19 protein-coding genes are annotated in these 19489 nt (G+C 59.6%); 8 read left to right on the top strand and 11 right to left on the bottom strand.

Annotated elements, in window-relative coordinates; translation table 11 throughout:
- Nucleotides 1-4: 4 nt before the first annotated feature.
- The 5 genes from ASN_RS00920 to ASN_RS00900 all read right to left on the bottom strand — a co-directional run bounded on the left by ASN_RS00920 (nucleotide 5) and on the right by ASN_RS00900 (nucleotide 4578).
- The gene (locus tag ASN_RS00920) at nucleotides 5-499 is read right to left on the bottom strand and encodes a cytochrome c-type biogenesis protein (RefSeq protein WP_006557269.1); all 495 of its coding nucleotides are present in this window, start codon (nucleotides 497-499) and stop codon (nucleotides 5-7) included.
- On the bottom strand, nucleotides 496-1077 hold the full coding sequence (locus ASN_RS00915; protein ID WP_058986942.1) for a DsbE family thiol:disulfide interchange protein: 582 nt from the start codon (nucleotides 1075-1077) through the stop codon (nucleotides 496-498). The genes ASN_RS00920 and ASN_RS00915 overlap by 4 nt, the downstream gene beginning before the upstream one ends.
- Nucleotides 1074-3059 carry a heme lyase CcmF/NrfE family subunit gene (locus ASN_RS00910; RefSeq protein ID WP_058986941.1) on the bottom strand — a complete coding sequence of 662 codons (1986 nt, stop codon included), beginning with the start codon at nucleotides 3057-3059 and terminating at the stop codon, nucleotides 1074-1076. Before ASN_RS00910 ends, ASN_RS00915 begins: the two co-directional genes overlap by 4 nt.
- Nucleotides 3060-3109: 50 nt before the next feature.
- A complete protein-coding gene (gene ccmE / locus ASN_RS00905) occupies nucleotides 3110-3649 on the bottom strand; it encodes a cytochrome c maturation protein CcmE (protein WP_006557272.1) in 540 nt (179 codons plus the stop codon).
- A gap of 155 nt (nucleotides 3650-3804) precedes the next feature.
- Complete coding sequence (locus tag ASN_RS00900) at nucleotides 3805-4578, bottom strand: heme ABC transporter permease (protein WP_006557274.1); 774 nt, start codon at nucleotides 4576-4578, stop codon at nucleotides 3805-3807.
- A 166-nt stretch (nucleotides 4579-4744) separates the two neighbouring features.
- Between ASN_RS00900 and ASN_RS00895 the strand changes: the two genes are divergently transcribed.
- Both ASN_RS00895 and ASN_RS00890 read left to right on the top strand, forming a co-directional pair.
- Complete coding sequence (locus ASN_RS00895; protein ID WP_006557275.1) at nucleotides 4745-5038, top strand: YciI family protein; 294 nt, start codon at nucleotides 4745-4747, stop codon at nucleotides 5036-5038.
- Between the two features lie 2 nt (nucleotides 5039-5040).
- Nucleotides 5041-5460, top strand: a complete 420-nt coding sequence (locus tag ASN_RS00890) for an EVE domain-containing protein (RefSeq protein WP_006557276.1) — start codon at nucleotides 5041-5043, stop codon at nucleotides 5458-5460.
- Between the two features lie 92 nt (nucleotides 5461-5552).
- Here the strand turns inward: ASN_RS00890 and ASN_RS00885 are convergent, their stop codons facing one another.
- Both ASN_RS00885 and ASN_RS00880 read right to left on the bottom strand, forming a co-directional pair.
- On the bottom strand, nucleotides 5553-5891 hold the full coding sequence (locus ASN_RS00885; RefSeq protein ID WP_006557277.1) for a protein tyrosine phosphatase family protein: 339 nt from the start codon (nucleotides 5889-5891) through the stop codon (nucleotides 5553-5555).
- A 68-nt stretch (nucleotides 5892-5959) separates the two neighbouring features.
- The gene (locus tag ASN_RS00880) at nucleotides 5960-6664 is read right to left on the bottom strand and encodes a hypothetical protein (protein ID WP_058986940.1); all 705 of its coding nucleotides are present in this window, start codon (nucleotides 6662-6664) and stop codon (nucleotides 5960-5962) included.
- A gap of 296 nt (nucleotides 6665-6960) precedes the next feature.
- Here ASN_RS00880 and ASN_RS00875 point away from each other — a divergent pair, with 296 nt between their 5' ends.
- Nucleotides 6961-7794 carry an EcsC family protein gene (locus ASN_RS00875; protein WP_039903230.1) on the top strand — a complete coding sequence of 278 codons (834 nt, stop codon included), beginning with the start codon at nucleotides 6961-6963 and terminating at the stop codon, nucleotides 7792-7794.
- Between the two features lie 408 nt (nucleotides 7795-8202).
- On the opposite strand, the gene ASN_RS00870 is transcribed toward ASN_RS00875, so the two are convergent.
- The gene (locus ASN_RS00870; protein WP_006557281.1) at nucleotides 8203-8388 is read right to left on the bottom strand and encodes a hypothetical protein; all 186 of its coding nucleotides are present in this window, start codon (nucleotides 8386-8388) and stop codon (nucleotides 8203-8205) included.
- An 11-nt stretch (nucleotides 8389-8399) separates the two neighbouring features.
- Complete coding sequence (locus ASN_RS00865; protein ID WP_058986939.1) at nucleotides 8400-9374, bottom strand: 2-hydroxyacid dehydrogenase; 975 nt, start codon at nucleotides 9372-9374, stop codon at nucleotides 8400-8402.
- 223 nt (nucleotides 9375-9597) lie between these two features.
- Between ASN_RS00865 and aat the strand changes: the two genes are divergently transcribed.
- The 4 genes from aat (at nucleotide 9598) to ASN_RS00845 (ending at nucleotide 12953) form a co-directional block, all read left to right on the top strand.
- A complete protein-coding gene (gene aat, locus ASN_RS00860) occupies nucleotides 9598-10254 on the top strand; it encodes a leucyl/phenylalanyl-tRNA--protein transferase (protein ID WP_006557283.1) in 657 nt (218 codons plus the stop codon).
- Between the two features lie 384 nt (nucleotides 10255-10638).
- On the top strand, nucleotides 10639-11484 hold the full coding sequence (locus ASN_RS00855; RefSeq protein WP_231948315.1) for a DUF4412 domain-containing protein: 846 nt from the start codon (nucleotides 10639-10641) through the stop codon (nucleotides 11482-11484).
- 56 nt (nucleotides 11485-11540) lie between these two features.
- A complete protein-coding gene (locus ASN_RS00850) occupies nucleotides 11541-12236 on the top strand; it encodes a hypothetical protein (protein WP_082666530.1) in 696 nt (231 codons plus the stop codon).
- A gap of 36 nt (nucleotides 12237-12272) precedes the next feature.
- A complete protein-coding gene (locus ASN_RS00845) occupies nucleotides 12273-12953 on the top strand; it encodes a hypothetical protein (protein ID WP_157765068.1) in 681 nt (226 codons plus the stop codon).
- A 21-nt stretch (nucleotides 12954-12974) separates the two neighbouring features.
- Here ASN_RS00845 and ASN_RS00840 read toward each other — a convergent pair whose 3' ends face one another.
- Nucleotides 12975-16223 (bottom strand): AsmA-like C-terminal region-containing protein, encoded by a 3249-nt coding sequence (locus tag ASN_RS00840; RefSeq protein ID WP_058986936.1) that lies wholly within the window; start codon nucleotides 16221-16223, stop codon nucleotides 12975-12977.
- Nucleotides 16220-16393 carry a hypothetical protein gene (locus ASN_RS20610; RefSeq protein WP_231948314.1) on the bottom strand — a complete coding sequence of 58 codons (174 nt, stop codon included), beginning with the start codon at nucleotides 16391-16393 and terminating at the stop codon, nucleotides 16220-16222. The genes ASN_RS00840 and ASN_RS20610 overlap by 4 nt, the downstream gene beginning before the upstream one ends.
- 77 nt (nucleotides 16394-16470) lie before the next feature.
- On the opposite strand from ASN_RS20610, the gene ASN_RS00835 reads away from it, so the two are divergent.
- The gene (locus tag ASN_RS00835; protein WP_231948313.1) at nucleotides 16471-19413 is read left to right on the top strand and encodes a bifunctional [glutamine synthetase] adenylyltransferase/[glutamine synthetase]-adenylyl-L-tyrosine phosphorylase; all 2943 of its coding nucleotides are present in this window, start codon (nucleotides 16471-16473) and stop codon (nucleotides 19411-19413) included.
- Nucleotides 19414-19489: the final 76 nt, after the last annotated feature.

The following is a 19489-nucleotide window of genomic DNA, read 5'->3' as shown; positions in this document are numbered from 1 at the left end:
GCGCTCAGTCCTTTGTCAGCTTGGCCAGACGGGCCTTTTCTTCGTCTGAAAGCGGGGGCGGAGCCGCAGGGGCAGCGGCACGGCGGCGATAGGCAAAGAATGCCAGTGTCAGGCCAAGCAGCAGGGCCAGAACCGGCATGCTCCATAACAGCAGAGTGCCAACAGAAAGCGGCGGGCTGAGGCGGATGAAGTTGCCGTAACGGTCCACCATCCAGTCCATGATCTGCTTGTTGGTTTCGCCCTTGGCCACATGTTCACGCACCACGCGGCGGAGGTCCCGCGCCAGTCCTGCACTGCTGTCTTCAATCGATTCATTCTGACAGACAAGGCACCGCAACTGGGAGCCAATGGCTTCCGCGCGGGATTCCTGTTTGGGGTCTGGCAGCATTTCGGATGGATCATCCACAGCCATCACCAGAGCCGGGGCCAGCAGCACACTCAGGCCGATCAGAAACGCCGGGACAAGGCGGCGCAGGGAGGTCAGGCGCGGGCGGCTCATGCTGTTTTCAGCTTTTCAAGCAGAGGGGCGAGTGTGTTGCGGATGGTATCAACATCCAGTGGAGAGGCCGTGTGCCAGCGGATAATGCCGCCGGGGCCAATCAGGAAGGTTTCAGGCACACCCGAAATACCCCATTCGATCCCCACGCGGCCTTCATGATCGCTACCCAGACGGGTGAAGGGGTTACCGGAATGTTTCAGGAAGTTGGCGGCGTTTTCAGGGCGATCCTTGTAGGCAATGCCCCAGAGGGTCACATCGTCTTTCAGGCTCATCAGTGTGGGCATTTCAGCCAGACACGGGATGCACCAGGAGGCAAAGAAGTTCACCAGAACCGGCTTGGTCAGGTTGCGCAGATCCTGTGCGCTAAAGCCCTCGCCGGGCGGCTGGTCGGGCAGAGTGAAGTCTGGCACCGGGCGGTTGAGCACCGGCGCATTGATGTCATGCGGATTGAAGGAGCCATGCTGCATGCCTGCCAGCATTTTCCAGAACCCCACACCCAGCACGGCAGCCCCGGCCAGAGGCAGGCCCATCATCAGCCGTCGGCGGGTGAGGTTCTCGTTCTGAGGGGAGGTGCTCATGCTGCTGTTACCGTTTCTGCGGAAAGTTTGGCACGGCGGGGAGCGCCCACGCGCATGCGGCGGTCAGACAGGGAAAGCGCACCGCCAATGGCCATGACCAATGCCCCCAGCCACATCCATGGGGCCAGCGGATTGTAATGCAGCCGCAACACGTATGTGGGGGCGGCATCCGTGCCGTGCTTATCACCTAACACACCATACAGATCGGCCAGCAGATTGGTGTGGATGGACACTTCCGTGGTGGTCTGGTTCTGGCTGTTGAAGCTGCGTTTTGACGGATGCATCACGGTCACAAGTTTGCCGTGGTGGCGGATTTCAATGGTGGCAACAAGGGCGGAATAGTTGGGGCCGGGCTCCTGCGTCTCGTATAACTTCGTATAATGTAAGCCCGCAAGATGCTCGGTGGTGCCCACTGGCACTTCCACAATTTTATGCTGGGCCTGAGACATAGCTGCCAGCCCCAGCACGGTAATGCCTACACCGGCATGAGCAAGGGCCGTACCAAAAATGGAGCGGGGCAGCATGCGGGCGCGTTGCAGGCTGCCAGCCAGCGGCATACGGAACAGGCGCACGCGCTCTGTAATATCCGTAACGCTGGCGGCAATGATCCATACCGCGACGCCACAGGAGAGCACAGGCAGCAGACCGGACACACCAAATGCAGCCACCAGAAACGCAATGGCGGTGACAATGGCGGCCAGCCAGAGCCGCTGAAGCACCGGCCATAACTGCGCGCGCTTCCATGGCAGCATCGGGCCAAAGCCCATGAAGATGAACAGGGGCAGCGCCAACGGAATGGTGGTGGCATCAAAGAACGGTTTGCCAACAGAAATGGTGCGGTCAAACAGCAGGGACATGAAGGGCGGATACATGGTGCCGGTGACAACCACTGCGCAGATGGAGCACAGCAGGATGTTGTTCAGCACCAGTGCACCTTCACGCGAGACCGGGGCGAACAGGCCACCCGCCGTCAGCGATGGGGCCCGATAGGCGAACAGCGCCAGAGAGCCGCCGATGACCAGCGCCAGAAGCCCCAGAATGAAGATGCCGCGGGCCGGATCATTAGCGAAGGCATGCACGGAATTCAGAATGCCCGAGCGCACAAGGAAGGTGCCGGACAGGGAGAATGAGAACGTGGCGATGGCCAGCAGAACGGTCCAGATTTTCAGCCCTTCACGCTTTTCCACCACAATGGCGGAGTGAATCAGCGCGGTGCCGGTCAGCCATGGAATGAGGGACGCGTTTTCCACTGGGTCCCAGAACCAGTAGCCGCCCCAGCCGAGCACGTAATAGGACCACCAGGAGCCAAGGGCGATCCCGCATGTCAGGAAGCACCATGCTGCCACGGCCCATGGGCGTACCCAACGGCCCCATGCGGCATCCACCCGGCCTTCCATCAGCGCAGCGATGGCGAACGCGAAAGGCACCGCAAACCCCACGTAGCCCGTGTAGAGAATGGGCGGGTGGAAGGCGAGGCCGGGGTCCTGCAACAGGGGGTTCATGCCCTGCCCATCCATGGGGGCAGGCCACACGCGGGCAAATGGGTCTGACGTGGTCAGGCAGAACAGTTCAAACCCGGCGGCCACGGCACCCAGAACGGCAATGACGCGTGCCCGCAGAGCCGAGGGAAGGTTCCGCCCGAAGGCCGCAACCGCAGCACCGCAGATGCCCAGAATAAGCGCCCAGAGGAGCACTGAGCCTTCATGGTTGCCCCATACGCCGGTGATTTTATACAGAAGCGGTTTGGTGACGGCGCTGTTTGCCGCCACGTTCTGCACGGAAAAATCATCCGTAACAGCAGCGTTCACAAGACACAGGAAGGACACCACAAGGGCAAAAAGCTGACCAAGGGCAAGCCCCGGTGCCAGCATCATCACACGCCTATCCCGCCGATGTGCGCCAATCAGAGGCAGGATGCCCTGTGCAGCAGCAAAAATACAGGCAAGTGCCAGGGCATAATGTCCGAGTTCGGGGCTCAGCATATCAGGGGGGTGACTCCCGGTGTTCTGGGTAACGGTATGAAAAGAAGGGCTTAGTTGGTGGAAGGCGCTGCGGGTTCTTTGGGAGAAAGATCTTTTTTCGCGTCCTGCACGGTCATGCTGTTCCAGCTTGCAGCACTGGGCGGCGGCCCGAAGCGGGGGTCCCATTTGCCTGACTTCTTGAGGGCTTCGGCTACTTCCTTGGGCATGTAGGTCTCATCATGCTTGGCAAGAACCTCGCTGGCCACGAAGCCGTCCTTCTGCATGGTGCCCACGGCCACAACACTCTGCCCCTCCCGGAACAGATCAGGCAGAATGCCTTCATACCGCACGGTTACGGCGGCCTGCCCATCGGTTACGTCAAAACGGGCAACGGGTGTTTCACCGTGCTTTTCACGTTTGACAGAGCCAGCCACCACCATGCCGCCCAGCCGCACGGTGCGGTCAGCCGGTGGCGGTTTGGTTGCAACCTGAGAGGGCGTGACAAAAAACACGATATCGGAGGAAAACGCCCGGAGCATCAGGGCCGCGGCGGCTCCAAGGCAGGCAACGCAGGCAATGATAAGCCAGAGGCGGCGGGTCTTGCGGGTCATGGAGTAAGGGGGGGCTCCTGAAGGCCGGGAGGAAGTGCGTTCAAGCGTGGCAAGCCGGGCACGGGCTTTTTTGAGGCGCAGGGCCGCACCAACGGACAGCACAAGCGCCATGCCAGCAAACAGCCCGTAGCTGGCAAGGATATAAGGAAGGTGTGTCATGCAGCGCCTCCACGGCGGCGGGGGCTGGAGAGCAGGCTGCGGATACGGTTTTCCATGACTGCTGCCCGCAGACGCGCCACCACGATGGCAGCAAACCCAAGAGAAATGCCGATCATGGAAAGAGCCAGCGGCCACAGCATGCTGCTGGACATGGTGGGGGCACCTGTCAGCGTGATGCTGTCTGGCTGGTGCAGAGTGTTCCACCACTGCACACTGAACTTGATGATGGGCAGATCAACCGCACCAGCCAAAGCCAGAATGGCGGCGGCCCGGTAGCCACGCTGCGGATCATCAAATGCGCGGATCAGGGCAATATGGCCCAGATACAGGAAAAACAGCACCAGCACGGAGGTCAGCCGGGCATCCCACACCCACCAGGTGCCCCACATGGGTTTACCCCACAGGGAGCCCGTGGCCAGACAGAGTGCGGTAATGCACGCGCCTACCGGCCCGATCTCCACAGCAGCAAGGTCTGCCAGCGGATGCCGCCAGACAAGGGAGAGCAGGCCGCACACTGCCAGCGCGGCGTAGCCGCTGGATGCCAGAATGGCGGCGGGCACATGTACATACATGATGCGCACGGAATCGCCCTGCTGCCAGTCAGCCGGGGAATAGAACAGTCCCCACCCAAGCCCTGCGAGGGTGAAGAGTAGCGCGGTCCATGTCAGCCAGGGCTGGATGCGTGCGCCCAGCTTCAGAAACCGGCCGGGATTGGCATACCGGTGAAAGAAACTACCAGTACGCGCGACAAGGGTCGGTGAGGCGCTCAAATGTCAGTCCGTTTCGTGTGTCACAACCAGATGAGCCGCAACATCATCCGGCTGTATGGGGGGCGCGGATAAGTGTGCTCGGGCTCTCTCCTATATCATTATAAGCCTCTTGACACGAGGCCGTTGTTCATGGGCGTCCTGCCCACACAACACAACGGAGGAAGACATGCTGTTTGCCATCATCTGTACAGACCGCCCCGGCGCGCTTGAAACGCGCATGGCCACGCGGGAGCACCATCTGGCATTTCTGGAGCAGTATAAAGCGTCCATCCAGTTTGCCGGGCCTCAACTGGATATCAATGGCAAACCCTGCGGCAGCCTGATTCTGATTGATGTAAAAGACCGTGCCGAAGCTGAAGGTTTTGCGGCGGCAGACCCTTATGCAAAAATCAATCTGTTTGAGAGCGTGATTGTGCGCCCGCTGCGGACAGTGTTCCGTGACGGCGCTCTGGCGGAATAGCCATGGCATTCTGGTTGGTGAAAAGCGAGCCTGACGCCTTTAGCTGGGATGAGCAGGTTGCAAACGATGTCGAACCCTGGACCGGGGTTCGGAACCATCAGGCCAAGAAAAACCTTGCTGCCATGAAGGTGGGAGACCGCGCGTTTTTCTACCACTCCAACGTGCAGCGGGCCATTGTGGGTGTGGTTGAAATTGTGCGTGAAGCCTATCCAGACCCCACGGCGGAAAGCGGGGCTTGGGTCTGTGTGGATGTCAAGGCCATCGGCCCCATGCCTCGGCCCGTTACACTGGCGGAGATCAAGCAGAGCCCGGAACTGGAAGAACTGGCCTTAGTCAGGCAATCCCGGCTCTCTGTCTGTCCGGTGTCCGAGGCGCACTGGCAGGTGTTGTGCCAGATGGGCGGCTGGCAGGAGCCGGCCTGACAGGCGATGCCCATTATCCGTTAAGCCATAAAAAAGGCGGCCCATGTGAGGCCGCCTTTTTTAACGCCGGGTTATTCGTCCGGAAGTATGGCTCAGCCCTGTGTGGCGAGAGTCCACAACTGGCCAGCACGGTTGCCAGATCGACAATAGCTGAAGACAGGCCCGGGCAGGGTGTTCAGGGCTTCCTGCATTTCAATCACGGCATCGGAAGACGGCGCATGGCCAGCCGCAACCGGAATGGAAATGAAGGCCAGCCCGGCAGCGCGTGCGGCTTCGCCAATGGTTTCAGCAGATGGCTGGCCGGGTTCTTCACCATCAGGACGGGTGCAGATAACGGTTTTGAAACCAGCATCCTTGATGGCAGGAATGTCAGAGGTGGAAATCTGGGGGGCAACGGCAAAATCGGCGGTGAGGCTACGGTAATGGGTCATGAATACGACTCCTTTGCAATGAATGGCTCTCCCGCTGTGGGGAGGGGATGACAATCAGACTCGCGCCCTCAGCGATGAATGAAATACAGGTCTGAATACAGATTTTTCAGCGCGGCCCGGTTTGCGAGGCAACGGCGCACCAGATGGGCGCGAAGATCAACTGCCGCCTTCTGCACCATCGGATCAGAAGAGGGCGCATTGAAGGCAGGGTAGCGGGTGATGCAGGCTTTCAGGTCCGGATCATTCATGTTCACCCCGGCTTTGATCTTTTCCATCAGGGCATCATATTTTTCCGTGATTTCCGTATCCGGGTGCCATTCTGCCAGTGCGGACTTGGTCACGTTATCGCGTACCAGATAGGTGAAGGTCAGGAAGCCCGTTTCCGGTGCGGCGTCTCCTACCTTCACGCTCAGGCGGCAGGAGCGCTGGCTGTAGGGCGGCACGCTGAGTTCCGGCATGGCGGTAGCGCCTGTTACGGTAACTGCGGGCAACGGCGCTGCCTCTGCCGGGGTTTTATCCTTCTGGCCATTGCCCTGTGTGGAGTGCGCGCGCTGCCATGCTTCTGCCAGAACGCCGTCATAACGGTTGGAATAGCAGAAATTGGGGTCAGTCTGCGCGGTTTGCAGAGTCTGCTGATAGGCCTTCTGTTCAGGTGATTCCGCACAGCCAGCAATGCCAAAAGCGGACAGAACAGTAACCACACGCAAGGCTGCTCCCCACTTGAATGGCTTCCGGGTGGGGGAGGAAGCGGAAGAACGCACCGTGACTGACATTGCTCGACTCCTTGATGGCGCAGCCTCTGCGCAGGCGGGAACTGGTGCCTGCTGTCTAAGTCTTTCAGGCAAGCGTTACAACGCTGTGTTTACCGTGCCGCGGGCAACTTATGCACGTGTCAGGCATTTTGAAGAGCAGATGCGTGATGCAAGCACGGCTGGGGGGCTGTCATGTCGCTTTTCATGGCCGGTATGATAATTATGCTTCTCAAGATGAGTTACGGAAGGGTGCCTGATGGCGCCAAGGCCCTGTGCGGTATGTCTGGCAGGGTGGACACAAAGCGGAAAGGTCACAGATGAGCACAGTAGATAGGCCGGGCAGCGATATTGTCTCCCTCAAGCTGACCGGACAGGATCTGGGCGAACTTGAGCAGGCGCTGGCACAGGTTGAATCCGGCAAGGGCGTGCTCGTCAGGCTGGCGGACCTGATGGGTGGCGCGGTTGGGCATGCCGCGCGGCTTGGGCTGCGTGGCCTCGGCATGGCCCCCACTATGGAAGACAAGCTGCGCGGGCTGGCTGAGGCCTCCATTGCGCGGGCGTTTGATGTCGCCATTCTCGGCCTGCGCCCGACAGAAGATGCCGCCGTGGAAACCAAGGCATGGCGCACACCGGCGCTTCAGGCAGCGGTTGCTGTGTCCGGTGCTGTCGGCGGCTTTGCCGGGCTGGCCGGGCTGGCTCCGGATATCGGTTTCACCACCTTGACCATCATGCGTGAAATTGGCCGTATTGCCCGTGAAGAAGGGGAAGATCTGTCTGACCCGGATGCGCGCCGTGCGTGTCTGGAAGTGTTCGCGCTGCGGGCGTTCCCCAATGTGCGGCAGGGTGATGAGAGCGAGCTTGGCTATTTCTCCGCCCGTGCCCTGTTGCGGGGTCGGCCTGTTGTGATGCTGATTGCGGAAGTGGCTTCTCATTACGGGCTTGCGCTGGGGCAGAAAGTTTCCCTTCAGCTTATGCCCGTTGCCGGTGCGCTCTGCGGGGCCTCTCTGAACACCGCATTCCTGAATCATTATCGGGCTTTGGCGCGAGCGCACTTCACCATTCGGCGGCTTGAGCGGGAGCACGGGCCAGTGGTGCGGGATACTGCTTTGGCCATGCGGGAAACAGTCTACGCCCGCGCAAAAGCGGAATAACAGCGGGGTCTGCTAAATCTCGTCCCCGAAGCTTTTATCAGCAGGACGGGGACGGCTGACCTTTGTGTCTATCACCAAGCGGCTCGAAGTGTTTGATGCAGCGGCAGGGGCGTTTGGTGGGCAGATCGTGGGCGAGGGGGCTTGGCTGAGGTAACAGAAAGCCTCAGCGCTCCCAGCGCACTACGTGTTCTTAACCAGAGAACCCTAATCCAATTCCATTCGATAAGATAAAGGCCACCCGTTCAGTCGGGCGGCCTTTTTATTTGATATTTAGTCCTGAGATTTGACGGGGCATTGTTTTCGCGGAGCTAAACATTTAGGCGCGGAATACCGTGATTGCAGCGGCCCCGCCTGAGTGGATGGGATAGGCGATTTTCGCCCCTGCTGCGTGACTTCCCGGCGGGAGCTTTACTTCTGCTTGGCTTTCTTGGGCGTAGGTGGAGTTTCATCCAGAATAACGGTGGCAATCAGGGCGGTCAGCAACATGCCGCCGCCTACAATTTCCGCAGTCAAATGGTAATGCGGGGCAAAAAAAGCCAGCAGGGTACAAACGCCAATACCAATCAGGCAGGCCAGACGCAGGGTAAGGGGCATGGTGGCGGTTCTCAGACGGTAACAGGGGTGGGGAGAGGCTTGCCCGCAACAAGGGCCGTCACGTTATCCAGCGCGAGCATGCACATGGCTGTGCGGGTTTCAACCGTGGCGCTGCCCGCATGGGGTGTCATGAACACGTTCGGCAGAGCCAGAATACGTGGGTCCGGGTTGGGTTCGTTCTGATAAACATCCAGCCCTGCACTGAACAGGTGACCAGAACGGAGGGCATCAATCAGAGCGGTTTCATCAACCAGCGCACCACGGGCCGCGTTCACCAGCACACTGCCACGCGGCAGAAGGGCAAGCGTGCGGGCGGTTATAATGGGGCCGCCAGACGGGGCAGCAGGCAGATGCAGGCTGAGGATGTTGCATTTGGGCAGCATGTCCTCAAGGCTTTCATAGTAGTTGGCCCCTTGCTCGTGTGCCGGGTCCAGCCTGCGGCGGTTGTGGTAGAGCACGTTCATCTCAAACCCGCGTGCGCGGCGGGCCACGGCCTGCCCAATGCGGCCCATGCCAATAATGCCAAGCGTTTTACCCGTTACGCGGTGGCCCAGCATTTCATCCATGCCGAGGGTATGCCCCCAGCCTTTCTTCATGAGCGTATAATATTCCGCAGCCCGGCGGCAGGCGGCGATAATCAACATCATGGCAAGGTCTGCGTTGCAGTCTGTCAGCACATCCGGCGTGTTGGAGACGGCAATGCCACGGGCCAGCAGGGCGGGAACATCCAGATGGTCCAGCCCTACGCTTACGGTGGCGATCAGCTTTACGCTTTCCGGCAGGGCTGCAACATCAGCGCCTTTCAGCGGAGAATGATGAGTGACCAGAATGGCAACGGGTTGAAATTCATGCGCCAGTTTGAGAATGGCGGCGGTATCAAGCGGTGTAGTGGGCGGCGGTGGGGCAATGAAATCTGTCTCGATACGTTTTTCAGCAGCGTTCAGCAGACGGACGGAGCGAAGAATACGAGGTTTGGTATCAGACATATGGACAGACCTTGCTGATGAGACAGATTTGAGTTTCCGTGCAGGCAGACTAGCATGAACCCGGCGGAAAACCATGAGGTGCTCAAAACGGAATGCAAAGCGCTGAGTTGTGCATGCCTGTAAACATTTGAGTGACTATCTGCCGGGGGAGTCTGCTTCTGTCCGGGTGTTCGGGCTCAGGCCTAACTCATCCCGCCGCAAGCCGTAAGGAGAGCGTTCAGGAATGTCTGATCAGGGTTTAACGCCGGAACTTATGTTAGGAGCTTACGCCGTGGGCTTGTTTCCCATGGCAGCGGATGCCGAGGATGAAGACCTGCAATGGTATGATCCCGACCCACGAGGTGTTTTGCCGCTACAGGCGTTCCACCTTCCCCGCAGATTACGGCGCACGGTGCTCTCTGGCCGGTTTGACGTTACGGTCGATCAGGATTTTCCCGCTGTCATGAAAGGCTGCGCTGCCCCTGCGCCGGGGCGGGAGCAGACATGGATCAATAGCGAGATCTACCGTCTGTTCTGTGCCCTGCATGAGATGGGATACGCCCACAGTGTGGAGTGTCGCCAGAATGGGGAACTGGTTGGTGGTCTGTATGGCGTGGCCCTTGGCGGTGCATTTTTTGGAGAAAGCATGTTCAGCCGGGTGACGGATGCATCCAAGGTGGCGCTGGTGCATCTGGTGGCGCGGCTCAGATTATCCGGTTTCATGGTGCTGGATACTCAGTTTGGCACGGATCATCTCACCCGTTTTGGCGGTGTGGAAATACCGGCTGCAGAGTACAAAACCACATTGGAGCGCGCTGTCCACATGCCGCCATGTTGGCAGGCTAACTTCACACCCCAGCAACTGGAAGCCGAGATCAGAACCATGCGGCAAGGTAGCTAGGGCTTTCAGTAAATATCCGATGTCAGCCCAGAGTGTGTTGCCTGACACCGGATAGGCTTTTGGGCTGATGTCGGGTGCCCTGAGCGCGAAAGCCCATGTTCTTGGCTGTTGGTAGCAAAGGTCCGTTCTCTTCTTCAGAAACGTTATCAGCGAACACGCCTTGTCGCTGTGCAACCACCCTCCGGTAAAAAGCTGATCTTCCAAATTTTTATCGTGGCGATCACCTCTTGGCCGCAATTCTCTCTCTTAATGGGCAACACACTCCCACGGTGCACAGGCTCTCTCCCAAGGGGCATGTTTCTCCGGCTGGTGGGGCTGGCAGAGACTAGTGAACACGGTAGTAAGACAGTTATGAGACAGAGACGGAAAGAAAGAAGCGAACGCATGATGACTCGCCAGCCGGGCCGCATACTCCGCCAGCTAACCTTGTGTGGCCTGCTGGCTGCAACGCCTCTGGCATGGAGTTTGTCTCTGGCTTCTTCTGCCCATGGGGCTGATCAGGGTGCTGCTGTTCAGCCGGATCATCCGCGGCTTACGCCGGGGCGGGATGCCGTAATTGATTATGTGTTTCAGCCCAAACCCCCAGCTGATCTGGTTCAGGCGGGCAAGGTGCCTCCCGGTCCGTTGCCAGAACGCCATGTGCAGGTTCTGTTTTCAGGCGATGGCGGCCTGATGCGCATCCGTTACATGAAAAGCATGGAGGGGGATGACAGCCGGGGTTCCGTGGTCATCAACCGTGCCGCGCAGGAAGTTCTGATTATTCTGGATGACAGAAAAATCTACACCCGGCTGGTGCAGCAGGAGGTGGCACGCAGCCCGTTCCTTCTGGATATGTCCATGCAGTTTGCGCGCAAGGGGACGTCTCAGGTTACAGGCCAGCCCTGCACCATCTGGAGTGTGCAGTCCACGGAGGGAACAGGCTCTGCCTGCGTAACGGATGACGGTTTTATTCTGGAGCAGGATGGTGTGGATGTGGATGGTCTGAATGGCCACCTGAAAGCCACGCATATTTCCTATGATGATGTACCGGCCAGCGCTTTCATGCCCCCCGCCGGATATCAGGAAATTACGCCACATTCTCCACGTCCCGGTTCAGGAACTGAGGAAAATGCAGGCTCATTGGCCCCCAGCGGGCCTTCGGGTAGCCCCATCCCGGGTGTTGGCCCCACAACGCAGGTTCCGGCAGGCGACGGGGCCTCAACGGCACCTGAAGGGAGCAACGCCCAATGAATTGTGTTCGGCGCTCTCGGCAGGGAGAAGGAAGAGCATTGCCTGACAGGAAGAGTATGAGCGAACGCAAAGCACGGGTTCTCCACGGCGCGGGCGTGACCCTTCTACTGGGTTGCGTAGGCCTTGTGTCAGTGCTTCCCGCTCAGGCTCAGGCTCAGGCTCAGGCTCAGGCTCAGGCTCAGGCTCAGGCTCAGGCTCAGGCTGGAGGAGGGAGCGCTGGGGACGCTGCCCAACAAGGCGTCTCACAGGATGCACCCTTCATCACCCCCTCAACGGATGTTGATGTGTTGTATGAAGTCACGTCTCCCATGGGGGATGCCGTGATGAAGCAGCGCATGCGGTGGCAGGTGGCCTCTCTGCGCCAGCGGCTGGACCCTCAGAACTCTGCTGTTTACATGATCACATCCTGGCCGGACCACACCTTGACTGTAGTGGATGAGGCGCGCCGCCGGCAAAGTGTGATGCCAGCCCCCAGCCAGGTGCTGACACCGCCTGGTCATACAGCCATGACGGGCACCTATGCGCGTTTGGGTGGTTCCGTAGTGGCAGGAGAACAATGCACATTATGGCGCACGAAAGATACAGACGGGCATGCCAGTGATGTGTGCTACACGGCGGATGGGCTGCTGTTGCAGGTTGCGCAAGGCGGCCAGATTACGGTCAGGGCCCTGAGTGTAAACAGGGTATCGCAACCCGATACGGTGTTTGCCATCCCTGCGGGGCTGAAGAAGGAAGCGCCCGCTACGCCATAACCTTGCCCGCCCTGTTGAGAAGGAAAGGGAATGGGCATGACGCCACAAAACACCAGAGTTCTGGCCTATGCATTGGCCGGTCTGGCAATAGGTGTGCTGGGTAGCACGCTGTCAGGCACCGGGTGGGCACAGACTGGTACGCAGTCCTCTGGGGTGGCATCTTCTGGTGCTGGTGCTGGTGCTGGTGCTGGTGCTGGTGCTGGTGCTGGTGCTGGTGGGCTGGGTGGCGTTGCGCCGTCCCTCAACGGACAGGGCGGTGTGGATATCTGTTTTGCGCATCAGAAAAGCGATCATCCCGATACGTTGATGGTTATCCCCTCCGGCACGGTATTTGTGGCGCGCAGGCCAGCGAATGGCCGCAAAGACCCTGCTCAAATGGAAGGGCTGGTGACCACGGAAACTGTAACCCTTACAGAAATGCAGCCATGCGGCATGGCGGATGCCTCAACGCTGGTGTCCAGAACCCGGCACTGGTTGATCAATCCTGTCCGCCCACAGGTGGACGTCACATTCCAGCCCGTAGGGGAAGTGAGTGGAAACGGGGTTGATACGACTTTTGAGGATGAAGCATCAGGCTTTCAGGCTGCGGTGAAGGCAGGCATTATCACCGCGCATGTGGAAGGCCCGCTGCATGATACCGTTTATCTGAGCGAAAGCCCCGCTGACATTGAAGACCCGGATGCCCCTTCCGCAGGGACAGGGCCGGAAACCCCCTGATTTTTTCGGGGAGGTGGGATTCTAGAACAGCTTGCGCAACATCCCCGGCAGGAAGATGGAATACGGGTTCACGTGAAGATCCGGGTTGTCCAGCTTGCCGGAAATGCCAAATTTCATGGCGACAAGCCCTCCATCCTTTTCGGGGCTGAACAACCGGCCAATGGCAGGTAGCTTGCCCGGCAGCTTGTTGATGGCAAAGGCAGGTACCACCGTGCCGTTCAGATCAAGCACGTTGCGGTCCAGATCAATCTTGCCTTCCAGCGTAGCGCCCAAGGCATCATTTCCTGCGCGTCCATCCTGAATGCCCAGAACGCCATCCTTGAAGGTGACGGGCATGGTCAGGTGAGAGATTTCAAATTCCGGCGCTTTGCGGGCGTTGATCCATCCGTAAAGGGAGAGGTTGCGGGCGATCAGCACCGTGCTGGGTGTTTTTGTCAGAACAAAAGGAGTGATGTTCAGCACGCCCTTGAAGGGGGCCGAGGGCAAGGTATCGTCAAAGTTGCCCTGAAGGGCGGCCTGTCCGCCTTCCACGTTGGGCAGAATGTTGAACGCTGCCAGAAAAGCGCCCATGTCGGGAATAGCAACATGCAGGCTGCGTTTGCTGCCGTTGGGTGTGAGATGCATGGCAACCGGCGAGGGGCCGCGCATGGTGAAATGCATGCTTTCCAGCCGCATGCCGTTATCTTCAAAATGGGCCTTCACACCTTTCAGGGGCTGCCGGGTCTGGTTGTAGAACAGGGAATCTGCCTGCAGATCAATAACCCACGCATTTCCCGGTGGCCCGTGGATGGTGCCGGTTGCCGCTTCTGGCACATGGTATCCGGTGCTGGTAGGTTTGGGGGCTGTAGGGTCTCCTTCCATCAGGGGAGAGAGATCCAGCGTGGAGGCATAGACGCCAACGCGGATGGTCTTGTCTTGCGCGGCGTATGGGAGCACCAGCCGGGCATGCCCGGTGGATCGATCAATCCGGAAAGAGGAAATCAGCAGTTCCGGCGGGCGGTTGGGGCGCAGGCGGGCCTGTCCGCGTACATCCAGATTGGGGCCTGTCGCCAGCAGTTTGTTGACGGCCGTGATATGCCCATCCACCAGCGCCAGTTCAGCCGAAACCTGCGCCCTGCGCCCTGCAGCCTTGTGCCATAGCGGGATGAGAATTTTTGCGGGTGTCAGGTTCAGGGCAAGCTCAACTTTTCCCGTGTTGTTTGCGAGGCGGGTATAATCTGTCTGAAGTTCAGCGTTCCCGTAAAAATGGTCCCCTACGGCAAAACCACTGGCAATGGCCGTGGCGGGCGTAATGTGGGTGATGACATGGGCTTTCTCAGCAACCTCGGTCGGGGCAAGGGCGCGGAAATCCATGAAATAGCTGACATCGGACGGAAGACTGCTTAATGCGGCGTGGCCGGTCAGGTTCAGGTTCTGGGCGGTCGCATCAATCTGAATGCGACCATTGGTAATGGCCCGACCCATGACAACATTACCCAGATAGGTGCGGGTCAGATCGGCATGGGCATTGATGGTCATCTGATCGGTCGTGACATCGCTCTCAAGCGGTAGGGTGAGAGAGAGCATGACAGACGCATTGCCCGATGGCTTTGTAAAGCTGATGGGGTGGCGGGAGAGAAGATGAAGCCGCGGTTCGGCCAGCAGAGCCAGAATATCGCGCAGATTGCCGCGCAGGGCGGTCTTGATCGTGCCGTCCTGATCTTTTTTGGTGAGCCCGGTGATATCCATGGAGCCCGGCCCGGCCTCCACCCGGCCAATGCCGGTCGCGCCCACATTTTTATCCGCACGGTTCACCAGTTGGTAGGCGTGGTCAAACGTGATGTGGAGCTTATCCATCCCATCCACTTCCAGATGGGCATTCATCCCCTGTAAGGGGGAGATGGGCCGCAACCAGTGAACTGTCAGGCCCGTAGCGTCCACGCCGCCGGTAATGCCAGTGACATTCAGACCATTCCAGCCTGTATCACTATGCAGGCTGGCAGCCACATGCAGATCATGTGCCAGCCCCTGCGTGATGTTCTTCTTCACCCACAGTCTGCCACCCTTGGCGGCTTTTTCCGGCCAGAACTGGGCAATATTAGCAAAATCAATCTGCGGTATTTCAAGGCTTGCCTGCCCGGAAAGCGCCTGAGGACTGAACAGGTCAGAGGCGCTGAGCGTGGCATGACCGTTGACGGTAATACCTTCTGCTGCAGCGTCAGGCTGATTGGGATCAAGCAGAACAAGCCGCAGGGCGGTGAGGGAGAGCGTTGCCGGAATATGAGACTGCGAGGCGTGGTTGAGGTCCAGATGCACGGCTGCTGTGCCATGGTTCAGCAGGTAGTGCGAATGGGCGACAGTCAGCGGTCCTTTGCCAATATCTGCCAGAAGATCCAGCGCATGTGGCAGCAACCAGAAACTGTGTGGCGCGGGTGCAAAAATGGCATCGCCGTTCAGGCTGACCGTATTCTCCACATCTTTCAGGGCAGGGCTCAGCTTGGCAAAACCAGCCGGTTGCGTGGGGGCAACAGATAGATGCCACGTAACCGTATTTTCAGGTGTGCGGGTGCCCGATGCAGTCAGATCCAGCCGGGCATGGGTTTCCTCCCCGGTGATGCTGAACGTGACAGTGCCCGTCACGCCATTTTTGCCCGCTACGGGAAGAAGATGCAGAGTGGTGTCAAACGGCGTGGCAAGCCAGCGGGTGCCGGTAAGCTGATCATTGACCGTTACCCGGGCGTTGTGAACGCTCAGCCGCTCAATGCCTAGCGGATCAAGTGCATTGTTCTGTGACTGATCGGGTGGAACGGAGGGAGCATTCACGTCCAGCCCTACGCTGCCATCCTTGCCCCGGCGTAGCGCAAGACGCACGCCCTCAATATCCACCGTTCGCAAGGCAAGAGAGCCATGCAACATGGCCAGCGGTGCCAGCGTGATGCGGGCATCTTCAATTGTGTCGGGCGGGGTGCTGTCTGTTTTGAGAATACGCAGGTTATGCAGATCAAGCATAACAGGCGTGCTCCAGCCATCATGCAGACCATTCCAACGCAGTTCCGCCCGGCCGAGTGTAAGGCGCGCGGCAGGCGGCTGGTGGGGGGCACCCGGCATGACGGTTACCGGCAGGAACGGGCGGGCCAGAGGTGTGATGTTGACCGGCCCGAATACCATGCGGAGCATAAGTCCCGCCACCACCAGAAACGGAAGAAGCAGGACGGCCAGCGCCAGAACAGTTAAAACACGCAAAACCCGCTTATGCAGCGGGCGGCGCAGGTCTTGACCTGTGGAAGTCAACGCAGCAACCCTTCGTCCTTCACCAGAATGGTCAGACCATGACGCCTGTTATTCAGTCCCAGTTTAAACATGTGCCCCAGTTCAAGGATGTACGCGCCCGTCGTGGTGAGCATCGCGTCTGGCCGGATGCCAGTTGGCCCGCTGCGGCGGATGCGCAGGCCGCCCAGCATCTTGAGGACGACATGATCACCCTTCTGCGGGATGTGGGCCGGGGGAGGTTCTTGAACTGCCGGGGGCCACGGAACTGGTGGCCTGCCTTGGGGGCAACAGCCCGTATCTGTCTGATCTGGCCCGGCAAGATCCACTCTCCTTTGCCGCCTTGTTGCAGGACGGCCCGGAGGCCTGCGCGAAAGACGCGTTTGCGGCATTGGCTGCGTGTGACATTACATCTGGGCGAGAGTATGTTGCCGCCACACTCCGGCGTGCCAAAAAACAGGTGGCCCTGCTGTGTGCCGTGGCTGATCTGGGCGGGTTCTGGCCGCTGGAAGACGTAACGCAAACGCTCAGCCGTCTGGCTGAGGCCGCGTTGGAGGTCTCGGTCAGGCATTTGTTATGGGTCGCCCATCAATCCGGTCAGCTTCAGTTACGTGACCCCAAACGCCCGACATACGGTTGTGGTTTTTTTGTTCTGGCGATGGGAAAGCTCGGGGCACGGGAACTGAATTTCTCCTCCGATATAGACCTGATGGTGCTGTATGACCCCTCAGGTCACAAGCAGCCGGATGCCGTGCGGCGCGTGTTCATCCGTATGACTAGCGATCTTGTCAGCCTCATGGAAGCGCGGGATGCGAATGGCTACGTTTTCCGTACCGATCTTCGTCTGAGGCCGGACCCATCTTCCACGCCAGCCGCAGTCTCGGTGCAGGCTGCCATCCTGTATTATGAAAGCCTTGGCCAGACGTGGGAACGCGCCGCCATGATCAAGGCGCGCCCGGTGGCGGGAGACCTCAAGCTGGGGCGGGATTTTCTGGCGGCCATCCGCCCTTTTGTGTGGCGTCGGCATCTTGATTTCGCGTTGATTGACGATATCCACACCATGAAGGCGCGGATTGACCGTTACCGTAATGTCGGGCGCACCGGCCTTGCCGAGATGCCTGACAGTGTGCTGGCTGATCCCGCCGCCAGCATGCAATGGCTACTGGGCCATAACCTGAAGCTGGGGCAGGGCGGCATTCGGGAAATTGAGTTTATTGCGCAGGCCATGCAGCTTGTGTGGGGCGGTCGCGTGCCCGCTTTGCGTGAGAAAACAACCTTCGGCGCGCTGAAAAAACTGGTGGGCTCGGCTTACATCCCGCGGGAGGAAGCCGAGGTTCTGGCCCGCACCTATCGCCTGCTGCGAGATGCCGAGCACCGGCTGCAAATGCGGGCCGACCACCAGACGCACTCCCTGCCCGAACAGCCGGAGGCCTTTCACGCGTTTGCCGTGTTCATGAACTATGCAGACGGTGAAGCACTGGCGCTGGACCTGCTGCCGCGTATGCGTGAAGCAAGGCGTATTTTTGAGCGCCATTTTGTCAGCCAGCCACAGGCGGCGGAAGAAGCGGAAACGGCCCTTCTGGCCATTGCGCCGGACGATGAAAACTCCCCCACGCTGCTTCAGAATGTCGGTTTTCCGGCCGATCAGGCGGCAGAAGCCGCGCAGGTTCTGGCCCGCTGGCAAGGCAACAGTTTGCGGGCGCTGCGGTCTGAGCGGGCCCATGCGCTGCTGCGGGCTCTGTTACCTGCCTTGCTGGCCAGCTTTGCCGCGCGCAGTAACCCGCTGGCCTGCTTACGGCGGTTTGATACCTTGCTGGCCCGTCAACATGCCGGGGTGCAGCTTCTCTCCCTGTTTGAACGCAATCCGGCGCTGATAGACCGTATTGCCGCCCTTTTTGATGCCTCTGCCTTTCTGGCCAACCATCTGGCAGATACGCCTTCAGCACTTGAAGGCTTGTTGGAGCCTGAACCGGAAGAGGGGCGAAACGTGCAGGCCCGCCTGCGCCAGTTGGCGGCGGAAGTGGAGCACACAGACCTGCTGGTGACTGCTCTGCGCCCCTTGCTGCGCGGAGAAGAGTTTCGCCTTTCCGTAGCCGTGCTGGAAGGGCGCATGAGCGAAAATGAGGCCGAGCGTGCGCGCACCGCCTTGGCTGACACCATCATGATCGTGCTGAAACAGGCGGTAGAGAAAGATCACGTGCGCCGTTACGGGCGCGTGCCCGGTGGTGGCATAGCGGTTATTGCGCTGGGCAAGGCGGGTTCCAGAGAAATGATGCCCGGTTCAGACCTTGATCTGCTTTTGATATTTGACCACCCGGAAGAGGTTCAGGCCAGTATTGTGCCCAAAACTCCGCCGCAGAAAACGCCGGAAGGGCTTGTATTGGCCGCCCCGCGCTCCGTTGCCGTGGCCCAATATTATACGCGTCTGGCGCACGCGTTTATTGCGGCGCTAACCGCGCCGGGGCCGGAGGGGCCGCTTTATGCCGTAGATATGCGGTTACGGCCCTCCGGTGCAGCGGGACCAGTGGCTGTGTCACGCCGTGCCTTTCTGAAATATCATACGGAGGCCGCCTGGACGTGGGAGCGCATGGCGTTGACGCGTGCCCGTATCATCAGCGCGCCGGTTGGCCTGAAGCGCGAGGTGCAGGACGATCTGCGGCGTATTCTGGATGGTGAGATACAAAGCAAGGCTCCGGTGCCCGCAGGCGTGCTTGAAGATGCGCGGGCCATGCGGGCCCGTCTGGCCCGTGATCTGCCAGCCTCCAGCCCATGGGATATCAAACGGCGCGCAGGCGGCCTGATAGAAGTGGAATTTGTGGCCCAGAGCCTGCAACTGGTGGCGGCTGATAGAAGTGTGCGTGATCCCTGCACCCGTCGGGCGTTGACCCGGCTGGGTAAGGCTGGATTACTAACACCTGACGACACGGCCCTTCTGCTGGAGGCTGATGCCGTCTGGCGGCGACTCCAGTGTCTGCTGCGTCTGCTGTGCGGACCGGTTCCTCCGCTTGATCTGGAGCGGGAGCTTGCACCGCCAACCTTGGCTGTTCTGCTTCACGCTATGGAGATGGAAAGCGTGGTCACACTTCTCACGCGCACAACAGCTCTGGCGCGCAATGTGCGGGCCTGTTTTGCCCGAGTGGTCGGCCCTGTGGCGGAGGGAGACGCCTTCGCCGAAGTGATGGTGGAAGCGAACCTTCCGCATTCCCATACGTAGGACGGTGTGCGTTGGGGCTTCCGGCAGCCATCAGGGGCGGACTAACGTCAAGGGTTGAGGAAGATGGGGAGTGAAC

The organism is Acetobacter senegalensis, from assembly GCF_001499615.1.
In the GTDB taxonomy this organism is placed as follows: domain Bacteria; phylum Pseudomonadota; class Alphaproteobacteria; order Acetobacterales; family Acetobacteraceae; genus Acetobacter; species Acetobacter senegalensis.
This window is presented reverse-complemented; position numbering and strand designations above follow the sequence as displayed.